Source organism: Thermoanaerobacterium sp. R66 (genome assembly GCF_028895185.1).
Lineage (GTDB): Bacteria > Bacillota > Thermoanaerobacteria > Thermoanaerobacterales > Thermoanaerobacteraceae > Thermoanaerobacterium.
Genome location: NZ_JAEUWW010000001.1, coordinates 1983484 through 2006927 on the forward strand (window position 1 = coordinate 1983484; position 23444 = coordinate 2006927).

The window sequence follows — 23444 nt, forward strand, 5'->3', positions numbered from 1 at the left end:
AGGAACTGATGGTTATTTCATCAGTTCTTCTCTTATTATTGTCTTCTCCCTGCCGGGTCCTACAGATATTATAGAAGCGTTTATACCTGTAAGCTCTTCTATCCTTTCTACATATTTCTTTGCGTTTTGAGGCAAGTCCTCAAATCTTTCTACATTTGTGATGTCTTCAGTCCATCCGTCCAATTCTTCGTATACAGGCTCACAAATAGCTAAATCTTTCAGGCTGGCTGGAAATGTGTTTATTATCCTTCCATTTAACTTATATCCTACGCATATCTTTACCTTTTCAAGTCCAGTAAGTGTATCAAGTTTAGTAAGCGCAAATGACCTTATGCCAGAAAGCCTTATGGCGTAATTTACTATGACTATGTCAAGCCATCCGCATCTTCTCGGTCTTCCTGTCGTTGTACCATATTCATGTCCCTTTTCTCTTAGAAGATCACCTTCTTCATTTAAAAGCTCTGTTGGAAATGGTCCTTTTCCAACCCTTGTCGTATATGCTTTCACAACGCCTACCACATCGTCTATCATTGTAGGGCCAATACCCGCTCCAACTGTTACTCCACCCGATATGGGGTGTGACGCTGTCACATAAGGATATGTTCCTAAGTCTATGTCAAGAAGTGTTCCTTGTGCACCTTCAAACAATACCTTCTTTCCTTCCTTTATTAAATCGTATAATAGTGAAGTCGTGTCTACGATGTACGGCTTAAGTATCTTTGCATATTCAATGTATTCTTCGTATATTTCTTCAAAGCTCATTTCAGATGCGCCGTATATCTTTTTGAATGTCTCATTTTTCTTCTTAACATTTATCATCAATTTTTCTTTAAACACTTCCGCATCTAAAAGATCGCAAGCTCTTATCCCTATTCTCTCCGATTTATCCATATAACATGGTCCAATTCCTCTTTTTGTTGTGCCAATGTCATTCTCGCCTTTTGAAACTTCTTCTAATTCATCAAGTTTAATGTGGTACGGAAGGACTATATGGGCTCTGTCACTGATTTTGAGATTTTTCACATCTACTCCTTGACTTTTCAACTCATTCATCTCAGAAATCAAAGAACCAGGGTTTAAAACGACGCCATTTCCTATAATACATATCTTATCAGGGTACAAGATGCCAGACGGTATTAAGTGAAGTTTATACTCAACACCATCTTTTAAAACTGTGTGCCCTGCATTGTTTCCGCCTTGATACCTTACAACCACATCGGCCTTTTCAGCCAAATAGTCTGTTATCTTTCCTTTTCCTTCGTCGCCCCACTGCGAACCTACTATTACAAGCGTTGACATTATTTTGCCCCTTTCTCTACTTTCTATTTAAAATTTCCCTTGCCACAACGATGCCTGATACAGACGCTTGTGCAAGTCCTCTTGTGATGCCTGCACCATCACCGGCAGCAAACAGATTTTCTATCTGGGTCTCAAATTTATTTGTAAGTTTCACCCTCGAAGAATAAAACTTAACCTCAACACCGTATAAAAGCGTATGTTTCGAATAGATACCTGGCGATACTTTGTCAAGAGCCTTAAGCATTTCCACTATAGACTGGAGAAATCTGTACGGCAACACGAGGCTTAAATCACCAGGTGTAGCATCTTTTAGTGTAGGCTCTACAAGACCTCTTTTAAGCCTTTCTGGAGTAGATCTTCTCCCAGACAAAAGATCTCCAAGCCTTTGCACGATGACACCATCTCCCAGCATATTTGCAAGCGATGCGATGTACTTTCCGTAAGCTATAGGTTCTTTAAAAGGTTCCGTAAATTCCTTGCTTACCAATATCGCAAAGTTTGTATTATCTGTCTTTATGTCTTTATAGCTGTGGCCGTTTACGGTTTTTAGACCATCGTTGTTTTCCACCACTACTTTCCCGTAAGGATTCATGCAAAACGTCCTAACCCTGTCATCAAATGATTTGGAGTAGTATATAAACTTTGACTCGTAGACGACATCAGTTATATCTTCCATCACAACAGCAGGAATCTCTACTCTTACGCCTACATCAACCGCATTGTTTTTAGTCTCCAGCGACAATCTCTCAGATTCCTTTTTAAACCAGTCTGCTCCTTCTCTGCCAGGCACTACTACCACATACTTTGAGTAGTACTTCTCACCATCATCTGTAACGACCCCACACGCCTTGCCGTCTTCTGTCAATATCTCTTTGACCATCTTTTTAGTCTTTATCTCTATTTTATCCATCAAGTAATCTTCTATATTTTTTATGATGTCATAGCACTTTTCCGTCCCTAAATGCTTTATGACAGCAGGGATTAACTTCAAGTCTGCCGCAGCAGCTCTTTTTTCTATTTCCCTTATTTTAGCTTTATCAGTGCCATGAACTTCTTTCGTTCCACCAAAGTTTACGTAAATATCATCTACATACTTTATAAGCTCATTTAGCTCACCTTTTGGTATATACTCGTCCAATACTCCACCATAATCAGATGTCAAAGTAAGCTTTCCATCGCTAAATGCACCTGCACCACCTATGCCACAAGTTATAGAGCACGGTTTGCAGTTGGCACACTTTGAGCCATACTGGCTTATGGGACAAAGTCTACCTCTTATGTCTCTTCCCTTTTCCAAAAGCAATATGTTAAGTCCACTATTTTCCTTCACCAATTCCAGGGATGCAAAAAGTCCTGCCGGACCACCGCCGACTATTATTACATCGTATGATTTCATTCAAAACACTCCTTTTTGATAGTATAACAACATCCCCTTTAGTATATTATCAGATATCATCATTTTAATCAACTAAATTTACGAATTATATTCATTATTTTTTATATAAAGTTCGTTTTTTATCGATTTTTGCCTCGATTTTTCGACAAAATATCGATAAAATTTAAAATACTTTTTTTCATTAACACGGTAAAGCCAAATTCATCATTTTTTTATAGCTTAAAATAATATATAATAGTCTTGTGAGTTTAGATATGAAAGGAATGTGGGCAATTGAACCATGAAGATCTACTGAAATTTGCTGTAATAGCCGGAAAAACAATACTCGAAAACGGCGGTGAAACGTATAGAAGTGAAGACACTATAGAAAGGATGCTTAATAATAAAGTCGAAAGAGTGGAGACATTTGTAACACCTACTGGAATCTTTGCTTCTATTGAAAACAACGGAAAAATAGAGACGACGATAACGAGAGTAAAACAGAGGGATAGCGACTTAAACAAAGTAGCTCTTGTCAACGATTTATCCAGAAGATTCAGCAAAGAAAGTTTAGATACGCTTGACTTTTCAAAATACGCAGATGAACTTATAAAAATTAGGTCAAAGGGCAAATACAGCTTTTTATTGAGAGTTTTCTTTGCAGGCGTTGCTGCAGCATCATCTGGCATGCTTTTAGGCAGCACCATAAGAGATTTCATCCCTACGTTCATAACAGCTACAATACTGCAGTGTATTGTCACGTATTTTGAAAGGCTGCGACTTTCTACATTCATAATAAACATCATAGGCAGTGCATTTGCTGCATTATTAGGTTTGGCGTTTTCTCACTTCGCAATAGGCACTTTAAACGGCATAATAATAGGATCAATTGTCACATTGCTGCCAGGAGTGGCCATAACGAATGCAGTCAGGGATGCTATATGGGGTGACTTGATTTCAGCCGTATCAAGAGGCGTTGAAGCCGGAATGTCTGCCATAAGTATAGCTGCCGGAGTAGGGGTCGTTCTAAATATTTGGTACGTGATTGGAGGTAAATTATGATACAGCAGATTTTCTTCGGATTTTTAGCAACAGCAGGATTCGCGTTTTTATTCAATGTGCCGCTTGATGCCATTGTTGTATCGGGCCTTTCAGGTGCAGTGGGATGGGCTGGTTACCTGCTTGTCATGAAGATATACCCTTCAACCATAGCCGCTACATTTATAGCATCGCTTTTTATAGGCATAATGGGGGAAATATTCGCTCAGAAGAAAAAGTACCCCACCACCATATTTGTCATTCCAGGCATAATACCTCTTGTTCCTGGTGCGTATTCTTATAAGACTGTCCTTGCCATAATTCAGGGCAATAATAAACAGGCCTTTGATTTAGGCCTGCAAACCATCGGCATCGCTTTGGCAATAGCCGCCGGACTTATGTTTGTGATCTCATTTGCCAGGATTATGAGACGGTGATCTTTGAAAGCTCCTTGTCAAGCTCTCTTACAGTAACCAATAAGCCTTCAAGATTATCCTTTATGTCTTGTATAAACTTAGACTGCTCCTCTGTTGATGCCGATACCTCTTCCGTCGATGCAGCAGTTTCCTCTGAAACTGCAGATATATTCTCAATTGATGATATTATCTCATTTTTGTACTCAGTAAGACCTATTACAGCATCATTCAAGACTCGAGTATTTTTCGTTATTGTGTCGATAGAGGACTTTATTTCGTTAAACGCCTGTGCTGTAGTTTCAACTTGATTCGATTGCTCATCGGCTATTTCTTTAACAGCGCTTGCCTGCTGCACTGTAGCATCTGTCTTCTGTTTTATAGTGCTTATTATCTTCGCTATCTCAGCCGCAGCTTCCCTTGACTGTTCAGCCAAGTTTCTCACTTCTTCAGCTACGACCGCAAATCCTTTGCCTGCTTCACCAGCTCTTGCAGCTTCAATGGCTGCGTTCAAAGCCAGCAAGTTTGTCTGATCGGATATACCTGTGATTACTTCTATGATCTTCTCTATCTGCCTTGAGTTAGACTGCAATTCGTTTATCTCAGTGACGACGCTGTCGATGGAGTTTTTCGTTTCTGCCGTCTTTTCCTTAAGTGAATTTATGGTCTCTATGCCGTTTTGGCTTACTCTATTGGCATTGTTTGTAGACTCTTCAACAGCTTTAAAGTAATTTGCAGATTCGTCTATGTTTTGGCCCATCTTTTGAGCCATTTCTGCTGCATTTGAAGCATCTTTCGCCTGTTCGGAAGAACCTTGTGCTATTTCTTCTACTGCTTTGGCTATCTGAGTAAATGTATTGTTTGCTTCCTCTATTGACTCTGTAAACTTGCTTACTGTAGCTTCTGCACTCTTTGCAAATTCAGTGACATTTTTGATTATGCCTTTAATCTTATCTACCATCTGATTGTAGCTTTCTATCAAAGAGCCAATCTCATCATTGCGGCCTTTTGCGACATTGGCATTGAAATTGCCATCTGAAAGCTTTTTAAATCCCTCTTTAAGCCTTGATATAGGCTTCGTAATCGTAAAAGATATGTATATTGAAAATAATATTGATAATAAAAACGACGCTGCAGCTACAAAGATAAATACACCGGCACTTTTGTCATCTAATACATAGTGATATGTTCCTGCAAGAGGAATAAGAGCTACAACTATAAATGAAAGCATCAGTCTCCAAAATACACTTCTCATCCATATACCCCCTAACTTATATTGTTTCCCCTACTTTTTTAAGAGTCTTTTAAACTATCTACCTAAAAGCCTCATCAGATACACAAATAGCTGACCGCCTAAGTATATGCCTACGATTCCTGCAATACCAGGAAGAACGTTTGGCGCAGGCAATGGCAGCTTTAAAAATGAGAAAATCACGCCTACCAAAAAACCCGTAAATAATGCTAAAATCGACGCTTTCAATTTAACACCTCACTTACCATTATCGACATTACTCTTGTAAAGTTTAGAGCTTTTATATTATACCACAAAAATTATTTGCCTACACAGCATTTAGTTTTATCAAAAAGCATACGCCGCCATCCGTATTGAATGCTTCTATAGTGCCTTCATGCCATTCGATTATGGCTTTAGTTATAGCCAGCCCCAAGCCTGTCTCGCCTTCATCACCCTTATAAAATCTCTCAAACATATTCTTAAGCTCTTCGTCAGTAAATTTCCTGCCGTCGTTTTTTATTTTTATCTCCACATAATCCTTTATCTTCTTAATCTCTATATCAATAGACGTCTTGGCATACCTTACACCATTGCTTAATATATTCATAAAAGATTGCATGAGTTTTTTTCTGTCGCATTTTACGTTTGCATCGTCGCCATTTAAGCTTATTTTTATGTTTTTCTTGTTTAGCTGAGGCATTATCTTTTCTATGCATTCCTCAAAAATGTCCTTTAGATACTCTTTATGCTTTTTTATTCCTTCTTGATGTGTTTCAATTTTTGTCAGGTACATCAAGTCGTTTACTATATCCCTCAATCTTTTGCTTTCATCTATGATTATATCAAGTGATTTTGGTATATCGTCTTTTTCTATGACACCATCTTTTATGCCTTCTGCATAACCTTGTATAGACATAAGCGGGGTCTTTAGCTCATGTGAAGCATTTTGCAAAAACCGCCTCTGAGATGTGTAATAATTCCTAAGCTCTACAGACATTTCATTAAAGGCATCTGCCAAAAGCTTTATTTCCCCATCTGACTTTACGTTTACCTTCTCGCCAAACTTCTTGTCCTTTATTTTTTCCACCACTTCTGTAAGCTTTGCGATGGGGGCAGAGATTGACCTGGAAAGAAAGTAACCTATTATCAATGAGACAATGCCAGAAAGCAAAATCCCCTTTAACAAAACGCCTACTATTTGAAGGGATGCTATCTTTATGCCTTTTACAAGCGTATACATGACGATAGAGCCGATGACTTTTCCGTTTAAGTTGCTTATTATTGGAAAGACTGCAGCCACCACATCTGTGTTTCCAATCTTTATGCTGTTGTATGAGCCTTCTTTTGTTATTTTATCGAGTATTGCGTACTCCAACCTGTTTTCTTTGCCAAAAGGATTTTGCCTTGATGAATACACGATATCGCCGTTTAAATCCACAACTATAAGGTCGCCATCTAAAATCCTTCCTCCTACCCAAAACTTAGGCATGTACCTTATGGATTGCAGCGCCTCTGGAGTGCTTATCCTTCCATTGTAAAGCCGCTGTATGACAGATCCTTGCCTTATGAGATTTTGCCTGGCTTCATTTATCAAAAAATCCCTTATCATCAGGTTGAAAAATACACCTATTATAGAGAAAGAGATAAAAATAAGCAATATATATGAAATAATTAGTTTAAACCTAATAGACATCACGATTCCACCTTATAACCATATCCCCAAATGGTTGATATATTAAATTCGCACCCGTAGCTTTGCAATTTTTTCCTTATTCGTTTCACCATGTCGTCTACAGCCCTCGTCTCCGTAAAAGAGTCATACTTCCATACCTTCTCTAAAAGCTGTTCTCTCGTAAAAGCTTTATTTGCATTTTTGGCTAAAAACTGTATAAGCTCAAATTCCATGGAAGTAAACCCTATTTCTTCCCCATTGTATATTACTTTCCTCTCATCAGGCACAATGACGATATCTTTTATCCTTATCTCGTCGTTTCTTTTAGGCGTTTTAACCCTTCTAAATACGGATTTCATTCTGGCTATAAGCTCTCTGGGCGAAAAAGGCTTTGCGATGTAATCGTCTGAGCCTAATTCTAAGCCAAGTATTTTATCTAAATCTTCATCTCTTGCTGAAACGATTATTATCGGCACGTCGCTTTTCTTCCTTATTTCTCTACAAAGCTCGTATCCATCCATGCCTGGCATCATTATGTCCAGTATAAGCATATCAGGCTTGTCTTTTTCGAAATTTTCCAGAACCGATTCAGCATTTTCAAATGCTTTGACGGTATACCCTTCTTTTTCAACGTACTTAACCATGAGGTCTCTTATATTCTTATCATCATCTACTATATATATAAGTTCTGGCATATTACCACCTCACATCTAATTTAACATCATAAGATATCAAAAACAATATCGTATACTATATATTTTAATCATATTACGGCAAAAAATAAAAGGCGGTTACCCGCCATATTTCTCTTGATCTCTATTTTAAACAAATGAAAAGAACATTAAAACAGCAGTCAGTCCTATTAAAATTATCGTGGTGCTCCAGCCGATGACGTTTTTCAAAGGATTATTTACGTATTTCCCCATTATTTCCTTGTTGTTTACAAGAAGCATCATGGAAATCAACACCACCGGCAACAAGATTCCATTTAAAACCTGCGTCCAAATTGTGATTGTAATAAGGGGCGCATGTGGAATCAATATGATGGCAACTGCTATTATTATTATGGCTGTAAAAAGCGTATAAAATTCCGGTGCTTCATCAAGCCTTTTGTCTATGCCTGCTTCAAACCCAAACGCTTCACAGATGTAAAATGCTGTAGCAACTGGAAGTATGGCAGCGGAAAAGATGGATGCTATAAAGAGCCCAAATGCAAATACGCCTGATGCCAGCTCACCAGCCAGCGGCCTTAAAGCCATGGCTGCATCTTTAGCCTCATTTATTTTTATGCCATTCACATTAAGAGTAGATGCACAGGCAACTATTATGAAAAAAGCTACAACAACTGTTGCGATACAGCCTATCACAACGTCCCAAATTGTATACTTATAATCGTCTATCTTTATGCCCTTTTCTATAACCGATGATTGCATGTAAAATTGCATCCAAGGAGCTATCGTAGTACCTACAATTCCTATTACCATGCTTAAATAGTCTGTTTTAAATGACATGGTGGGTTTTATGATGGATTGGCCTACAGCCTTCCAATCTGGATGTGACAGAAGGGCTGATATGACGTATGATAGCAAAAAAACGCTGAATATCAAAAACACTTTTTCTGCTACAGTATAATTGCCTTTGACGATTAAAAGCCACACAGCTAAAGCGGCCAATGGCACCATTATATACTTGCTTATGCCGAAGATCTCCATGCTGCCTGCCACACCGGCAAACTCTGTAGCGGTATTTCCAATATCTGCGATAAGAAGTCCGAGAAAAATGAAAAACGTGACTCTTACGCCGAAGTTTTCCCTTATAAGGTCTGCCAATCCTTTCCCCGTCACGACACCCATTCTGGCATTCATCTCCTGTATGACGATCAGGACGATAAATGACGGTATCAATGTCCAAAGCAATTTATATCCATAAGTAGCACCTGCCACAGAATAAGTGGTTATGCCACCTGCATCATTGTCAACACTTCCTGTGATTATACCTGGCCCCAAAATCGACAAAAATATCAACAAATTTGTAAGAAATGTCTTCCTCTTTGTCACTTCACACTACCTCCTTGCGTACGTCTTTCCACTTCTCATAAGTTCGTATATTATATCATTTATAAGGACAGTGCCTAATAGCTTCATATCTTCATCCACAACGGGAATCGCTACCAAATTGTACTTTGTCACTGTCTTTATGAGGGATTTTATTGAATCCATATCTCGGGTGTAGATGATGTCCTTGTTCATGATTTCATTTAATAGGGTATTAGGCTCTGAAATCACCAAATCTCTAAGCGTAACTGCACCTAAAAGCCTATTTGATTCATCAACTATATAGATGTAATAAATGATATCTTCATCTGGTTTTAAAAGCCTAAGCTCCTTTATTGCCTCCTCAACGGAAAGCGTATTTTCAAATGCCACAAAGTCGGTGGTCATCAAGCTTCCAACGGCATACTCCGGGTATTCCATCAGCTCTCTGACTTCCAGCGACGCATTGTTTTCCATCTCATTCAACAGTTCTTCTACTTTTTCTTCATTCAGATCATCCAGTATGTCTGCAACTTCATCTGCAGGCATTTCTTCCAATATGTCCGCAGCTTTAGAGACAGGCAGCTCGTTTAATATGCTTCTTTGAGTATCTGTCTCCATTTCCTCCAGCACATCTGCGGCTCTTCCGTGCTCTAAGCTGGAGAATATATCTATGCCGGCTTTAAAATCCAGATCTTCTATTATATCCGCAAGGTCGGAAGGGTGAAGTGTGGCCAGCTTGTGATACGTCTTTGACAGCATTATGTTTTCTCTCGAGCGAGTAATCGTCTCTATATCTTCCCAAAGTATGAATTTGCTGGATATAGTTTTGCCAAATCTCTTTAATATCCTCTTTAAAGGCTTTGCAAGTCCAAGTCTTCTCAATATGCCTTCAACGCCTATATCGACAGCAATCGCAAACAAACCTTTATCTAAAAGTGCCAGCCTTATATCATTGACTCTTACTACTTTCCTTCCATTCACGTCGATAATCTGTTTATCTAAGACATTTTTTGACAAGTACAAGACATCTTTAATGCCATTTGCCTCTATTGGCTCTGTGCACATAAGCTCGTACTGCCCAAATTTTTTCGTTATCTTTATGTTTTCCCACTTGTACTCTTTGACGCCAGATTTCGTCTTTACCAACATGGATATTGCAATTGGATGCGTCAACTCTGTTGATACTCCAATATCCTTGAGTTTACCTAAAACTTCACCATTTTTAAGCAATATCTTATTGCCTAAAATCCTGCTTAAATAAAGGCTTAAAATTGGCATTTCACTACCTCCTTTTCTAAGGGAGGAGTTTTAAGGCAAGATAGACTCCTCCCTCATATTCTTTTTTGAATTATTAAATTTTATTCGCTTATGACTATAAGGGCCAGAGTCCATCTTTACCACCTGCCTTTAAAAAATTTAAGCCTTTTACAAAACGTAAAAGGCTCTAATCTCAACACACTCGTTGGGTTTTAGCACTATGCGGCATAGGTAGTACCGGCTGAATTAGATTAAACCTTGTAACGGTAGAATCTGTTGACCCATTGGCATCTCTCGATGTTTCCGGGCATCAGCATGTATCCGCATAGGAGCCTCACTTAACGAACTTTATTCAATTGCATATAAATTATAGCACACATTGAATATAACTACAACAAATTTATGACAAATTTTTTAATGCATTTACATCTTTTATTATTATGGCATGTCGTTCCAGCTTTATGACTCCTTCCTTGTCTAACTGGCTTAAGATTCTTGTCATATTTTCTCGAGACGTGCCTACCATGTTTGCAAGATCTTGCCTGCTTAAGTTTAATTCTATGGCTATGCCATCTTTGCCTTGTATGCCTTTTTCTCTGGCAAACGTCAGAAGAATAGAAACCGTCCTGCCGAGAGAATCTTTAAGCGCTAAGTTCTCTATTATGACCGCCACATTTTGGAGTCTTTTTGCCATTAGCTTTATTATGCTTAAGGCTACTTCATTATTGTTTAGTATCAAGTTTTCTACGTCTTTATTCTTAAGCATAATAATCTTTGAATCCTCTATGGTCTCTGCAGTAGCTGGATACTTGCCACCTATAAACAGAAGGGACTCGGCAAAAATATCTCCATCCTCCATTATTCTTATTATATGCTCTCTGCCTTGTTGTGATATTTTGGATATCTTGACTTTCCCCTTTTTTACAAAATATATGGCGTCACCTTCGTCGCCTTCGTAAAATATGACGGTGTTTTTTTTGTACTCCTTCTCCACAGCTATTTTATTGATCTCAAATAAAGAGCTTTCGCTTAAGACATTGAAATACGGTATCTTTTTTAAATAATCATAATCACCCATAAAAATACCCTCTTGACTACTCTGTCCTGTATTTATCTATACTTACAAATTTCGTGTACTGGCCCATCCATAGAAGCTCTATGGTACCTGTAGGACCGTTTCTGTGCTTTGCTATAATAAGCTCTGCGATGTTTTTCTTTTCAGAATCCTTGTTGTAGTAATCATCTCTGTAAAGAAACATGACTATATCAGCGTCCTGCTCAATCGCACCTGACTCTCTTAAATCGCTTAAAATCGGTCTATGATCGGATCTGGCTTCAGGTGCACGGGATAGCTGCGAAAGCGTTATTATAGGAACTTGCAGCTCCCTCGCAAGCCCTTTTAATGACCTTGATATTTCAGAAACCTCCTGCTGCCGGCTTTCCGAGTTTCCCCTTCCTTGCATAAGCTGCAAATAGTCTATTAACACTAAAGACAACCCCTTCTCCAGCTTCAGTCTTCGACACTTTGCCCTTATGTCCATGACTGATATGCCAGGTGTATCGTCAATGTATATAGGCGCTGTAGAAAGAGGAGCCATCGCAGCAGCAAGCCTTGGCCAGTCGTCGTCATCTAAATTTCCCGTTCTAAGCTTTTGGCTGTCTATGTTTGCCGTAGAACATATTAGCCTACTTACAAGTTGCTCTTTAGACATCTCAAGGCTAAATATGGCAACAGGTTTTTTCAGTGCCAATGCGGCATTTTCCGCAATATTTAAGGCAAAGGAAGTTTTACCCATAGATGGCCTTGCAGCAAGAAGTATAAAATCAGATGGCTGAAAGCCAGACGTCTTCAAGTCTAAATCGGGAAAGCCAGATGGCACACCAGTAAGATGTCCTTTATTTTTATAAAGATTTTCTATGTTGTAAAATGTGTCCATCAACACATCTTTAATAGGATAGAAGTTTTCGGTGTTTCTGCCTTGTGCTATGTCAAATATCTTCTGCTCAGCCGTATCCAACACATCGTGAAGATCGCCGCCTTCATAGCTTAACTCCATTATCTCTGATGAAGCTTGGATAAGGCGCCTCAATGTCGCCTTCTCTCTAATCATCTTTGCATAATACGACACGTTGGCAGTAGTCACTATGCTGGATGACAGATTCGTTATGTAGTCAAGCCCTCCTACCGCCTCCAACATATTTTGCCTTCTCAGCTCATCAACCACCGTAACCAAATCGACAGGTATATTCTTTTCAAACATATCCATCATTATGGTAAAAAGCTTTTTATTTGACTCCTTGTAAAAATCATCTGCTTTTACTATCTCTGATGCATCGATTATGGCATCTCTGGACAAAAGCATTGCACCTAAGACAGCCTGTTCTGCCTCTATATTTTGAGGAGGGATTTTATTCCACTCCATCTCATTCCCCCCTTAAAAGTCCAAAACTTTGTGTATTTTTCACTCCAAGTCCTGAATAAACTTGAGTAATTATTGTCCTACAACATCTACTTTTACCTTTGCTTGTATGCCGGGGTATATTTTGATGTCTACGTTATAAGTGCCGATTGTCTTTATAGAATCCGGAAGATTTATCTTCTTCTTGTCAATATCATATCCTTTTTTATTAAGCTCATCCTGTATGTCTTTTGACGTTATAGATCCAAACAATTTGCCGTTTTCGCCCGTTTTTACTTTAAGCACGATGGACTCCTGCGAAAGCTTTTTAGCCATCTCTTGTGCAGCTTCTACCTCTTTCTGCCTTTTCTTTTCCTCCGCTTTTTTCTTTTCATTGAGAACATTTATGTTTGACTTCGTGGCATCTATAGCAAGTCCACGAGGCAAAAGATAATTTCTACCATAACCGTCACTTACATTTACTACGTCGCCTGCTTTGCCTATACCCTTTACATCCTTTTGCAAAATCACTTTCATTACGATTCACCTTCCTTAAAATATTCATCTATGGCTGTCTTCAAATCATCTACGACATTTTTAATAGGCTTTTTGACCTGAGCACCTGCCACAGTCAAATGACCGCCGCCGCCCAATTTTTCCAGTATTACCTGAACATTTATATCCCCTATCGATCTTCCGCTTATGGCCACATCGTCATGCCTTTTAAATACGACAAAAGATGCCTGAACGCCTTTTATGTTGAGAAGTTCATCTGCAGCTTGTGCAGCTATGACATTGTCCGTCTCATCAGGGCTTACTGCAATCGCTATTCCTTCTTCTGTTATCTCAGCATTTTTTACTATCGTAGATTTTATTATATACGATTTTAAGTCATTTTGAAACAGCATCTTTACAGATATAGTATCGGCACCCTTTCTTCTAAGATAAGATGCAGCTTCAAATGTCCTTACACCTGTCCTAAATGTGAAATTTTTCGTGTCAACCGTTATTCCAGCCAAAAGCGCTTCTGCTTCTATCGGCTTTAAATCAATCTTGTCTTTTATATACTGTGATATCTCAGTTACAAGTTCACATGTAGATGATGCGTATGGCTCTAAGTAAATAAGCAATGCCTTGTCGATAAATTCTTTTCCTCTCCTATGGTGATCGATAACTACTATCCTATCCACCATGTTTATTAATTCGGGGTACGTAAGATAGCTGGGTCTATGGGCATCAACGACGATAAGAAGCGTCTTTGGATTGACCATGCTCTTGGCATTGCCTACATCGATAAAAGGATTTGCGTACTCCTCGTCTTTCTCTATCTTCTCTAAAAGGGTTTCTATAGCCGGATTTGATTTGTCTAAAATTATCTTTGCATCTTTGCCGAAAGACACAGCACACCTATACATGCCTATTGCGGCACCTAATGAGTCAAAATCCATAAAATTGTGCCCCATAAGCAAAACATTTGATGAATCTTCAATAAGTTCTCTTATGGCATGTGCCACAACCCTCGCCTTTACTTTTGTCCTCTTTTCTACAGCCTGTGTCTTTCCTCCATATATGAGGATTTTCTCGCCTCTTTTGACTACGGCCTGATCGCCGCCTCTGCCTAATGATAGATCAATGGCAGACACAGCATACTCATTTAATTTCGCAAATTCAGGTGAATCTGCACCAACACCTATACTTAAGGTAATCGGTATTTTGTTTCCTACATTTATATCTCTTATAAAGTCAAGTATCTCAAATCTATTTTCTTCAAGATTTTTCAAATCCGCCTCTTGCGTCACAAAGATGTACCTGTCATTGGCGTACTTTATTATATAGGCATTCATTGATTGAATCCAAATGTTCAATCGCCTTTCTATTTCTGCAGCCACAACAGGCTTATTTAGATCATCTGCAGACTGCAAAGCTTCTTCGTAATTATCTACAAGTATGTAGCCTAAGACAGGTTGAGAGCTTACAAGCTTTTTCGATATTTCCATGTAATCAGTTTCGTCAAAGATGAAGACATTGTAGTAGTTTTCGCCGTCTTTAGATTTTCTTCTTTTGGTTTTAGAGATGATGCTTATCATGTAGTAGTATTTATTGCCAATCCTGAAGTGATACTTTTCATCCTTTTTCGACTTTGCGTATTTTAAAAAAACATTGTTTATATCCTTTTTATCCTCAAAAGTTTGGGCAAAACAAGAATTGTACCAGACGATATTCCCATCTTCCCTCATCAATGCTACAGGTATAGGCAAAAGTGGTAGTACATTGCCTGATGCCTTATCGACGCTAAAAAAGAGCCTTTCAATGTACTTGTCAAATTCTGTCCGCTTCTTTTTTGCCCCTCTGTATTCCACATACAAAATGTACGCCAAAAGAACCATCGATACAATGCTGATGTAGACATTATAGTACAAGAGTACGAAAGCAAGCACTGCCGATAAAATGATGCTTAATAAGCTTACAGAGGATATTAACTTATAATTCTTTTTATCAAACATGAATACATCCCCTTAAACCATGATACAAAAACCATATCACGTAAATCTTCGCAAGTTCATGCTTGTATCTATGACCCCCAGTAGCGTCATCAGCGAAAAAGTAATCGGAAACATAAACAAAGCCACTAATATCACATCGGTTATTAAAGAGCTTACATTAAATCTCTTTGTCATAAAGTATTTTACATATGAAAGGCCGCTTACGGTAAACCCAATAGATAGAAGCAACAGCAGATTAGATGCCACAACGCTGGAGTTTACAAAATACTGATACAAAAGAGCACCTATAAAAATCCATCCCGTCATGTAAGGCATCCTCCAAAACATGAAGGGAGGTAATTTCTTTACTTTGCCTTCCTTTGCCAATATCCTTGAAAGAAGTATGTAGTTAGCTAAGACGATAAGGGCAATCATTATGACAAAAATAGATGGCATAAGCATCTTTAAAGACTCTAATGTATAACTTACCATACTTTTTACATAAGCTGCATCAGGTGAGTTTTTGTATATGTCTAATACCTGATTCCCAATCTGCTGATAGTTACTTAAAATACTACTTATTACATTTATACCAAATATTTTAAGAACATACAATACTCCTACAAAACCTGCCAAAGATATTGCACCAGTTTCAATCACCACATCCTGAGGAGTGCTACCACTTTTTATAAAATATCCCATTGCAATCCCTATAGCGCTTAACGCAGCCACAATTGAAGCTGTGATTATGTCTGTAAACAAAAATGTAGCAATAAAAATTAAAGCTGTGGTCAAGATACCGTACAGCAAACTATTGCTCCTTATTATCACCATGCTTACAGGTACTGCCACAAAAAACAATACGAAAAAAAGCGGCGGTACATATGACCCAATCAAAACCATTATAACCGCTACAGCCACCATTAAAGCTCCATTTACCATGTTTTTGCTGCTCATTTTTTATCCTCCATGCACTATCTTACCTTTTCTTAAGGTACTCCGCCAGTTTTCTGTAATTTTGAGAGTCTTCTTCTATGTCTGCCGAAATGGATTTTATCCTCTTTAAAATTTCCTCATCGATTTCTCTAAAATCATACCCTAATTTGTCTCCAAGAAGATACCCTATTATGATTACGTGACATATGTCGTCTATCAATTCTTGAGGCAAATCGTCATTATTAAAATTTTTAAAAACTGATGCAGTTTTCAATAAAAGCTCAACTTTTAAATTTTCCAAGCTTTTAATATTTCTCGTTATATCAAAATTATTCTCCATAATATCCCACCTTAAACACATGAAAAACAAGAGAGGGCTTGACCCTCTCTATATTATATCATTATTCGGCTGTATATGGTAGTAGTGCAATCTGTCTCGCTCTTTTTATAGCAACTGTAAGTTGCCTTTGATGTATAGCACAGTTTCCTGTTATTCTTCTCGGAAGTATCTTGCCTCTTTCAGTTATATACTTGCGAAGCTTGCCGACTTCCTTGTAATCTATATAATCTATCCTGTCAGCGCAAAAAGCGCATACTTTTTTCTTAGCTTTTCTATTTTTCCTCTTTTGAGCGGAATTCTCCTTAGAATTGTTATTGTTGTTTGACATCATCTACCCTCCTTAGAATGGAAGATCATCCTCTGACTCTACCGGACTAAATCCATCAAAATCGCCGCCATCTAAGTCGATATCAAAATTGTGAATATCCTTACTTAGATCTGGCATAGGATCGCTACCGCTGGATTTATTTGAGTCCAAAAATTTAACTTCGTCTGCCACAACTTCTGTAACCCAGTGGCGATTGCCGCTATTATCATCCCATGTGCGAGTTTGAATGCTGCCGGACACAGCCACCAATCTTCCCTTTTTAAGATTATTTCCGCAAACTTCTGCCAGTTTTCTCCACGTAACGATGGGTATAAAATCAGCCAACCTGTCTCCGTTCTGCTGTGTGTAATTCCTGTTGACGGCAAGTGTAAATGTGGTCACAGGAACCATGTTTGCAGAAGCATACTTAAGGACAGGATCTTTAGTCAAACGGCCTATTAATATAACTTTATTCAACATCATTAACCCACCTATCGTTCATTATTTATCAACTTTCACGATCAAGTATCTCAATATACCGTCTGTGATCTTGTATACTCTTTCAAGTTCATGTGGGACATCTACATCGCTTGTAAAGTTCATCAATACGTAGTATCCTTCAGTTTTCTTATCGATTTCATATGCAAGCTTCTTCCTGCCCCACTCATCCACATTAGTAATTTCTCCACCTTTTTCTGTTATGAGATTTTTAAACTTCTCAATTAAAGCAGGTCTTGCCTCGTCATTTACATCTGGAGAAATTATGAATATTGTTTCATACGCTCTCATTCTTTCACCTCCTTATGGACTTTACGGCCCTATTGGGCAAGGCGGCAATCCATATTGTTATTTTATCATTGTTCATTTGGTTTTTCAACAGTTTTTATTACTTTTTTCATTCCTTTTTCAAATTTTGGCCTTGGCATTAAAACCATCCTGCCGCACTTTAAACACTTTATCCTTATGTCCATTCCTACCCTAAGCACTTCCCATTCATCGTTGCCGCAAGGATGGACCTTTTTCATTTTTACAATATCACCTACGTTAATCTCTTTCGGCACTGACATCACCCTTTTTATCTTTGTCTTCGATTGATATATTCATGTGAGGATATGGCAAATCAATATTGTAATCCTTAAAAAGCTTCTTAATCCTGTACCTTAGATCCCTTTCAACAGCCCACTGCTGCATTGGCTTTGCCATTGCTACTACAGTTATTTCCACTGTAGAGTCTTTAAAATTTGTTATTCCAAGGACTTTTGGGCCATCTAAAAGGTCAGTTCTGTCCCTTTTCATTTCGTCACATATCTCATTAAGGGCTTCTATGACCCTATCTACATCTTCTTCATAAGATACGGATACAGCCACAAGTGCTCTCATGGCACCCTTTGAATGGTTTGTCACAGATGTTATCTCTCCGTTTGGTATGATGTTTAAATCACCCGAAAAATCCCTTATTTTTGTGACTCTAAGTCCGATCTCCTCAACAGTGCCGGATAAGTTGTTTATTGTTATGTAGTCCCCTACTCCGAATTGGTCTTCAAATATTATGAAAAACCCGGTAATGACGTCTTTCACAAGGCTTTGGGCTCCAAATCCTACGGCAAGGCTACCTATACCAGCAACAGCCAATATGGAACCCATCTTAAGCCCTAATATCTCAAGAATAGAATAAACAGCCACAAAATATATGACGTACTTTAAAATATTCTTCGTAAGTGAAGAAAGAGTCTTTACTTTTCGCTCGGAAAATTGAAGCTTTGACTTCTCTTGCATCACATAAAATCGATCGATTAAAAGATACCCCAACTTTTTGGCAATATAGGCTATTATTATGACTTTTATTATGTCAAAAGCATTTCCAAAAATTTTTATATCGTAAAGCTTCAGTATTTGATCGTAAAGTCTACTTATGTACTCCAATTTAAACATCCTTTCATTTAAAGCAAAAGCAATTTAATAAAGTCCTTGTTTGTCAAAAACAGCTTTGCAAATTGAGACTTTTCTATGTAAGTCCAATAACTTAATGGCAGCATGCCATTTACTACACTTAACAATCCAAACAGCAAAAATAGAAATGCAAATCCTTCTATAGCGCCTAAAATTCCACCACCGACTCTGTTGAAAGTCCTTATAACTGGATAATCCATTAACTTATTGATAGTTACTGCAACAGCTTTCAAAAACAGCAAAGACAGCAAAAACGTAAATACAAAACTAATCAATATAACAATCATCTTCGTCGATGCACCGCTTAAAATCGCATCACCGTATCCTGTGATCTTCACTATAAGACTTACCAATTTATTATTTCTCAATATCAATTGTTCTACAACTGGATAAAATCTTTTAGTCAAAATCCATGATAGCACAATGCTGGCCATCCCGTACAACGTCATGATAAATCCTTTGATGAAGCCAGTATATATGAAATAGGCTATTATTAAAAGTATTGCCATATCAACAATATTCATATAAACCACCTTAAAGTGCAACTACTATTATAATACACATATCTACCCAGCTTTTCAACCTAAAATGTCGTCAATGTATTAACAAGGTAAAAATTGTGAAAAATAAATATGAGATTGCTTAAAGGAGATGGGCTACAATGAAACTGATAAACATAAATGACAAAACTTGTTACAGCGATTTTAGCCTTGAATTTTCAAGATGTTTTAATAAATTGTTTAATTTTAAGGATGAATTTGTAATAGTATGTATTGGCACTGATAGATCCACAGGAGATAGCCTGGGACCTATCGTGGGATACAAATTAAAAAACTATTTCTCCGATAAAATAGGCATATACGGCACATTAAATGAACCTGTCCACGCTAAAAACTTAAATGAAACTTTAAATACGATAAACAAAGTACATAAAAATCCTTTTATAGTCGCTGTAGACGCATGTCTTGGCTCATTAAACCACGTAGGGTGCATATCAATAGGTGAAGGATCTATAAAGCCTGGCGCAGGTGTTTCTAAGGATTTGCCTCCTATCGGAAACATGTATGTGACCGGAATAGTAAATATATCAGGTTTTATGGAATTTATGGTTCTGCAGAATACGAGGCTTAATATCGTTATGAAAATGGCAGATATAATAACGTACGGCATAACACAATCTATAATGAACATCATAGACCGCAAGGAAAGGGCGTGATTTACGCCCTTTCTTTGCTTTCATCAATATTAAATTGGCTTAATCTTATGAAGTTGTTTATGGCATCGATTATCGGTGTGTACTTTTCATAGAATATGACTATCAAATCGCCTGGCATCGCTTCATACATGGCCGATTTCAGTGCATCTACTTCTTTTAAAATCACCTTTACATCTTCTTTAGAAATTCCACCTTTTAAGGCGCCTATCTCAAGAAGTTTTGCTACTTCGCCAGGTTTTCTTCCTCTCAAATCTATGTCTTCTTTTATGTAGATTTTGTCAAACCCTTTTCCACATATCTCTCCAACCTTCAGTGTGCTTGAATCGCTTCTGTCCCCAGGCACACCTATGACGCCGATTAAGCGATTTGGATTTAGCTTTCGGGCAGATTCTATCACTTTCTTTATTCCATCAATATTATGGCCATAATCCACCAACACTCTGAAGCTTCCTATGTTAAATATATTAAATCTGCCTGGATTGTGGTTTTCATCGCAGTAAAAAGACCTAATGCCTCTCGATATGACGTTGACTGGAACCTTTATTCCATAACATGCAGCAATTGATGCCATGGCATTTTCCACATTGTACAAGACTTTGCCGTTTAACGTTGCTGGAATCTCATCGATCTTCACAACAGGTATGATTTCGCCATTTGCTATGACTATAGTGTCGTCCTTTAAATATACAGATATACCACCATTTTCAAGATGTCTTTTTATAGTCAAGTTGTTCTCGTGCATGGAGAAGTATATGATCTTTCCCTTTGCTCTTTTCGCTATGTATGGTGTCATAGGATCATCTGCATTTAACACAGAATAGCCATCCTTTTTTACTGCCTCCACCACCAGTGATTTTACAAAAGCCAGATCTTCCAATGTCTCAACACCATCTATCCCAAGATGATCTTCTGATATGTTTGTGATTATGCCGACATCAGCTAAATCATATCCTAAGCCTTCTCTCACTATGCCGCCTCTGGCGGTTTCTAATACTGCTGCATCGATGTTTTTGTCTGCAAGGCATGTTCTGGCGCTTTTCGGCCCCGAATTATCGCCTTTGTATATGCAGACATCGTCTACGTAGATGCCATCTGTTGAAGTCATGCCAACTGTATAACCGTATATCTTAAGTATATGTGATATCATCCTCACAGTGGTGGTCTTTCCATTCGTCCCTGTCACTGATATTATTGGTATAGTAGCTTTGCTTCCCTTAGGATAAAGCATATCTATTATTGCCTTAGCTACATCTCTTGGTTTCCCTTGTGACGGATAGTGGTGCATCCTTATTCCAGGCGCTGCATTGACTTCAATTATTGCACCATTCTCCTTATTTAAAGGCAGCGATATATTCTCCATAGTGATATCAATTCCTGCAATATCAAGTCCTATGGCTTTAGCTGCTCTTACAGCTATCTCAATATTGTCTGGATGTATTTCTTTTGTCCTGTCTACTGCCGTTCCACCAGTGCTTAAATTGGCGCTTTCTCTAAAATAAACATACACGCCTTTTTTGGGAATATCATCTATGTTATAACCTTGCTTTTTTAAGACAAATTGAGAAATGTTATCTATATTTATCTTTGTAAGAGGCTTTTCATGTCCTACACCTCTTAAAGGATTTTCATTTTCTATCTCCACCAGTTCTCTTATCGTATGTACGCCATCTCCTAATACTCTTGCAGGTATTCTCTCAGCCACTGCCACCACTCTGTCGCCTACCACTAAAACTCTGTAATTCTTTCCTTTGATGTGCTTTTCCACTATGACGATATCGCTTATATTTTTAGCATTTCTGTAAGCAACAATAAGTTCCTCCTTGTTAGAAAGGTTTAAAAAGACGCCTTTTCCTTGATTGCCATTGTAAGGCTTAACTACAACTGGATATCCAATTTCCTCAGCTATGGCAATAGCGTCATTTTCATTGTACGCCACATCTCCTTCAGGCACTGGCAATCCATATTCTTTGATTATTTTTTTCGTAAGAATTTTGTCGCATGCGATGTCTACAGCAATGCAACTGGTATTTTGCGTTATGGTACCTTCTATCATCTTTTGATAGCGGCCATACCCAAGCCTCAATATGCTGCCATTTCCCACTCGCGTCACAGGTATTGATGCTTCTTCAGCAGCTTTTTTTATAGCCATCGTACTTGGCCCCAATTCCACTTCTACGACGACTTTTCTAATCTGCTCCAACTCCTGCTGAAAATCGAAGTCTTCGCCGTTTATAAATTTATTTACCATTTTTACTGCTAACTTTGCAGATCTTAATGCACACTCTTCCAGTTCGTACTCGAAAATGACATTGTACATGTGCCCATCAATAAGTCGCGCTTTCCCAAACTTCACATCATAGCCCAGCATATTTTGTATCTCCAGTATTATGTGCTCGGTCACATGGGGAAGATACGTCCCTTCCTCAAGCCTTTTTATAAATCCGCCTTCATAGCCGTATGAACAGCAGTGTTTGCTTAAACCTGGGATTGTTTTTACAAGCCTCTCATTAAATCCAGGTATGTCTTTCGTAGGTATATCATGATCACCTGTATCAACTACCATCTTTACAACAGGTCTATGGCAGTATATGTTTCTGCCTCGATACACCTTTATGTCCTTTATATTCATTATTTATCCTCCTCATTGTATTTAAAAGGCTCCCTCAGCATGATATTAAAACCATATCCAGATGGGAGTATATGCAGTGTAACATGTGTCAATGATAGTATCTCATCAGGACTTGATTCCGATACATTTGTATTTTTTAGCGTCCTTCCATCTACAACAGTCACTGCATTTGAACCAATGACTTTAAACTTGTCGCCATCGACAACTATGGCAGTATCCTCATCTATTCCTACTCCAAGATTGTTGGGATTTTCAGCTATGGCCGTAAGCAGTCTTCCAATCCTGCCTCTTTGTGCAAAATGTTGATCTATTATGACGTTATTCAAAAGTCCCAATCCTGAAGCCATGTTTATGGTGCATTTTCTCGGGGCTTCCTCGTCGTCTCCACCTATTATCATTGTCCCTGACATAGCGGAAGCACCTGCGCTTGTGCCAACTATTAGAGTCCCTTTCCGCTTATTAAGTTCATTCAATAGTTTGTCTATACCGCTTCCGCCAAGTATGCTTGTGATCCTTAATTGATCTCCACCTGTAAAGAAAATACATGTGCTTTTTTTAAGCTTTTCTAAGGCAATCTCATCTTTTGCATCATCTCTTGAATCTATATTTACAGTTTCTACGATCCCAGCTCCTAGCCTTTTAAAAATTTCCACATAATTTTTACCTACCTCTTGTGGCTTTTCTGTGGCTGTAGTCATCACCACAATCCTGCCATTTTCACCACCTGATAGCTTTATCACTTCTTTTAAAATTACACATTTATCTTTTTTGTCCTCTGCTCCACCTATTATAATCAGTTTCCCTGTTTTTATTTCATCCATCTATACGCCTCCAAAGAAGTTAAAAAATAAAAAACTTCA

The 23444-nt window shown here is 38.2% G+C and carries 25 protein-coding genes and 1 riboswitch; of the genes, 3 read left to right on the plus strand and 22 right to left on the minus strand.

The genetic code is table 11. From position 1 onward, the window contains the following. Positions 1–12 precede the first annotated feature (12 nt). Together JJQ93_RS09860 and JJQ93_RS09865 are read right to left on the minus strand one after the other, a co-directional pair. Positions 13–1299 (minus strand): adenylosuccinate synthase, encoded by a 1287-nt coding sequence (locus tag JJQ93_RS09860; RefSeq protein WP_274893663.1) that lies wholly within the window; start codon positions 1297–1299, stop codon positions 13–15. Between the two features lie 16 nt (positions 1300–1315). After that, a complete protein-coding gene (locus JJQ93_RS09865) occupies positions 1316–2695 on the minus strand; it encodes an NAD(P)/FAD-dependent oxidoreductase (protein WP_274893664.1) in 1380 nt (459 codons plus the stop codon). Positions 2696–2968: 273 nt separating this feature from the next. Between JJQ93_RS09865 and JJQ93_RS09870 the strand changes: the two genes are divergently transcribed. Beyond that, on the plus strand, positions 2969–3736 hold the full coding sequence (locus tag JJQ93_RS09870; protein WP_274893665.1) for a threonine/serine exporter family protein: 768 nt from the start codon (positions 2969–2971) through the stop codon (positions 3734–3736). After that, complete coding sequence (locus tag JJQ93_RS09875) at positions 3733–4149, plus strand: threonine/serine exporter family protein (RefSeq protein WP_085113217.1); 417 nt, start codon at positions 3733–3735, stop codon at positions 4147–4149. Before JJQ93_RS09870 ends, JJQ93_RS09875 begins: the two co-directional genes overlap by 4 nt. Here the strand turns inward: JJQ93_RS09875 and JJQ93_RS09880 are convergent. The 18 genes from JJQ93_RS09880 to JJQ93_RS09965 all read right to left on the minus strand — a co-directional run bounded on the left by JJQ93_RS09880 (position 4136) and on the right by JJQ93_RS09965 (position 19263). Further along, positions 4136–5380 (minus strand): methyl-accepting chemotaxis protein, encoded by a 1245-nt coding sequence (locus JJQ93_RS09880; protein ID WP_274893666.1) that lies wholly within the window; start codon positions 5378–5380, stop codon positions 4136–4138. The genes JJQ93_RS09875 and JJQ93_RS09880 overlap by 14 nt on opposite strands. Positions 5381–5434: 54 nt before the next feature. Further along, complete coding sequence (locus JJQ93_RS09885) at positions 5435–5605, minus strand: XapX domain-containing protein (RefSeq protein WP_014757462.1); 171 nt, start codon at positions 5603–5605, stop codon at positions 5435–5437. 79 nt (positions 5606–5684) lie between these two features. Then, positions 5685–7052: a sensor histidine kinase gene (locus tag JJQ93_RS09890; RefSeq protein ID WP_014757463.1), complete on the minus strand. Its 1368-nt coding sequence runs from the start codon at positions 7050–7052 to the stop codon at positions 5685–5687. Next, complete coding sequence (locus tag JJQ93_RS09895) at positions 7052–7726, minus strand: response regulator transcription factor (RefSeq protein ID WP_274893668.1); 675 nt, start codon at positions 7724–7726, stop codon at positions 7052–7054. Before JJQ93_RS09895 ends, JJQ93_RS09890 begins: the two co-directional genes overlap by 1 nt. A 126-nt stretch (positions 7727–7852) precedes the next feature. Further along, positions 7853–9088, minus strand: a complete 1236-nt coding sequence (locus JJQ93_RS09900; RefSeq protein ID WP_274893669.1) for an Nramp family divalent metal transporter — start codon at positions 9086–9088, stop codon at positions 7853–7855. A 6-nt stretch (positions 9089–9094) separates the two neighbouring features. Further along, positions 9095–10345 carry a magnesium transporter gene (locus tag JJQ93_RS09905; RefSeq protein WP_274893670.1) on the minus strand — a complete coding sequence of 417 codons (1251 nt, stop codon included), beginning with the start codon at positions 10343–10345 and terminating at the stop codon, positions 9095–9097. 169 nt (positions 10346–10514) lie between these two features. Then, positions 10515–10677: riboswitch (M-box (ykoK) riboswitch) on the minus strand. 47 nt (positions 10678–10724) lie between these two features. Continuing rightward, positions 10725–11402 carry a Crp/Fnr family transcriptional regulator gene (locus tag JJQ93_RS09910; RefSeq protein ID WP_274893673.1) on the minus strand — a complete coding sequence of 226 codons (678 nt, stop codon included), beginning with the start codon at positions 11400–11402 and terminating at the stop codon, positions 10725–10727. A gap of 16 nt (positions 11403–11418) precedes the next feature. Next, positions 11419–12747 (minus strand): replicative DNA helicase, encoded by a 1329-nt coding sequence (gene dnaB, locus JJQ93_RS09915; RefSeq protein ID WP_013789101.1) that lies wholly within the window; start codon positions 12745–12747, stop codon positions 11419–11421. Positions 12748–12816: 69 nt separating this feature from the next. Further along, positions 12817–13260, minus strand: a complete 444-nt coding sequence (gene rplI / locus JJQ93_RS09920) for a 50S ribosomal protein L9 (RefSeq protein WP_045411044.1) — start codon at positions 13258–13260, stop codon at positions 12817–12819. Next, positions 13260–15227 carry a DHH family phosphoesterase gene (locus JJQ93_RS09925; protein ID WP_274893675.1) on the minus strand — a complete coding sequence of 656 codons (1968 nt, stop codon included), beginning with the start codon at positions 15225–15227 and terminating at the stop codon, positions 13260–13262. Before JJQ93_RS09925 ends, rplI begins: the two co-directional genes overlap by 1 nt. A 36-nt stretch (positions 15228–15263) precedes the next feature. Further along, complete coding sequence (locus JJQ93_RS09930) at positions 15264–16163, minus strand: DUF2232 domain-containing protein (protein ID WP_274893676.1); 900 nt, start codon at positions 16161–16163, stop codon at positions 15264–15266. A gap of 22 nt (positions 16164–16185) precedes the next feature. Continuing rightward, entirely contained in the window at positions 16186–16482 is a 297-nt protein-coding gene (locus JJQ93_RS09935) for a MazG-like family protein (RefSeq protein WP_085113226.1), read from the minus strand. Between the two features lie 61 nt (positions 16483–16543). Next, positions 16544–16810, minus strand: a complete 267-nt coding sequence (rpsR, locus tag JJQ93_RS09940; RefSeq protein ID WP_085113227.1) for a 30S ribosomal protein S18 — start codon at positions 16808–16810, stop codon at positions 16544–16546. A gap of 12 nt (positions 16811–16822) precedes the next feature. After that, positions 16823–17269 (minus strand): single-stranded DNA-binding protein, encoded by a 447-nt coding sequence (locus JJQ93_RS09945; RefSeq protein WP_085113228.1) that lies wholly within the window; start codon positions 17267–17269, stop codon positions 16823–16825. Positions 17270–17290: 21 nt separating this feature from the next. Beyond that, positions 17291–17578, minus strand: a complete 288-nt coding sequence (gene rpsF / locus JJQ93_RS09950; protein WP_085113229.1) for a 30S ribosomal protein S6 — start codon at positions 17576–17578, stop codon at positions 17291–17293. 65 nt (positions 17579–17643) lie between these two features. Then, on the minus strand, positions 17644–17850 hold the full coding sequence (locus JJQ93_RS09955) for a DUF951 domain-containing protein (RefSeq protein WP_013789109.1): 207 nt from the start codon (positions 17848–17850) through the stop codon (positions 17644–17646). After that, positions 17834–18712 (minus strand): mechanosensitive ion channel family protein, encoded by an 879-nt coding sequence (locus JJQ93_RS09960; RefSeq protein WP_274893677.1) that lies wholly within the window; start codon positions 18710–18712, stop codon positions 17834–17836. The genes JJQ93_RS09955 and JJQ93_RS09960 overlap by 17 nt, the downstream gene beginning before the upstream one ends. 17 nt (positions 18713–18729) lie before the next feature. Next, a complete protein-coding gene (locus tag JJQ93_RS09965) occupies positions 18730–19263 on the minus strand; it encodes a CvpA family protein (protein ID WP_085113231.1) in 534 nt (177 codons plus the stop codon). A 137-nt stretch (positions 19264–19400) separates the two neighbouring features. Here JJQ93_RS09965 and yyaC point away from each other — a divergent pair, with 137 nt between their 5' ends. Further along, positions 19401–19955 carry a spore protease YyaC gene (yyaC, locus tag JJQ93_RS09970; RefSeq protein ID WP_085113232.1) on the plus strand — a complete coding sequence of 185 codons (555 nt, stop codon included), beginning with the start codon at positions 19401–19403 and terminating at the stop codon, positions 19953–19955. A gap of 1 nt (position 19956) precedes the next feature. Here yyaC and cphA read toward each other — a convergent pair whose 3' ends face one another. Continuing rightward, entirely contained in the window at positions 19957–22584 is a 2628-nt protein-coding gene (cphA, locus tag JJQ93_RS09975; RefSeq protein ID WP_085113233.1) for a cyanophycin synthetase, read from the minus strand. Beyond that, the gene (locus tag JJQ93_RS09980) at positions 22584–23405 is read right to left on the minus strand and encodes a cyanophycinase (protein WP_085113234.1); all 822 of its coding nucleotides are present in this window, start codon (positions 23403–23405) and stop codon (positions 22584–22586) included. Before JJQ93_RS09980 ends, cphA begins: the two co-directional genes overlap by 1 nt. Positions 23406–23444: the final 39 nt, after the last annotated feature.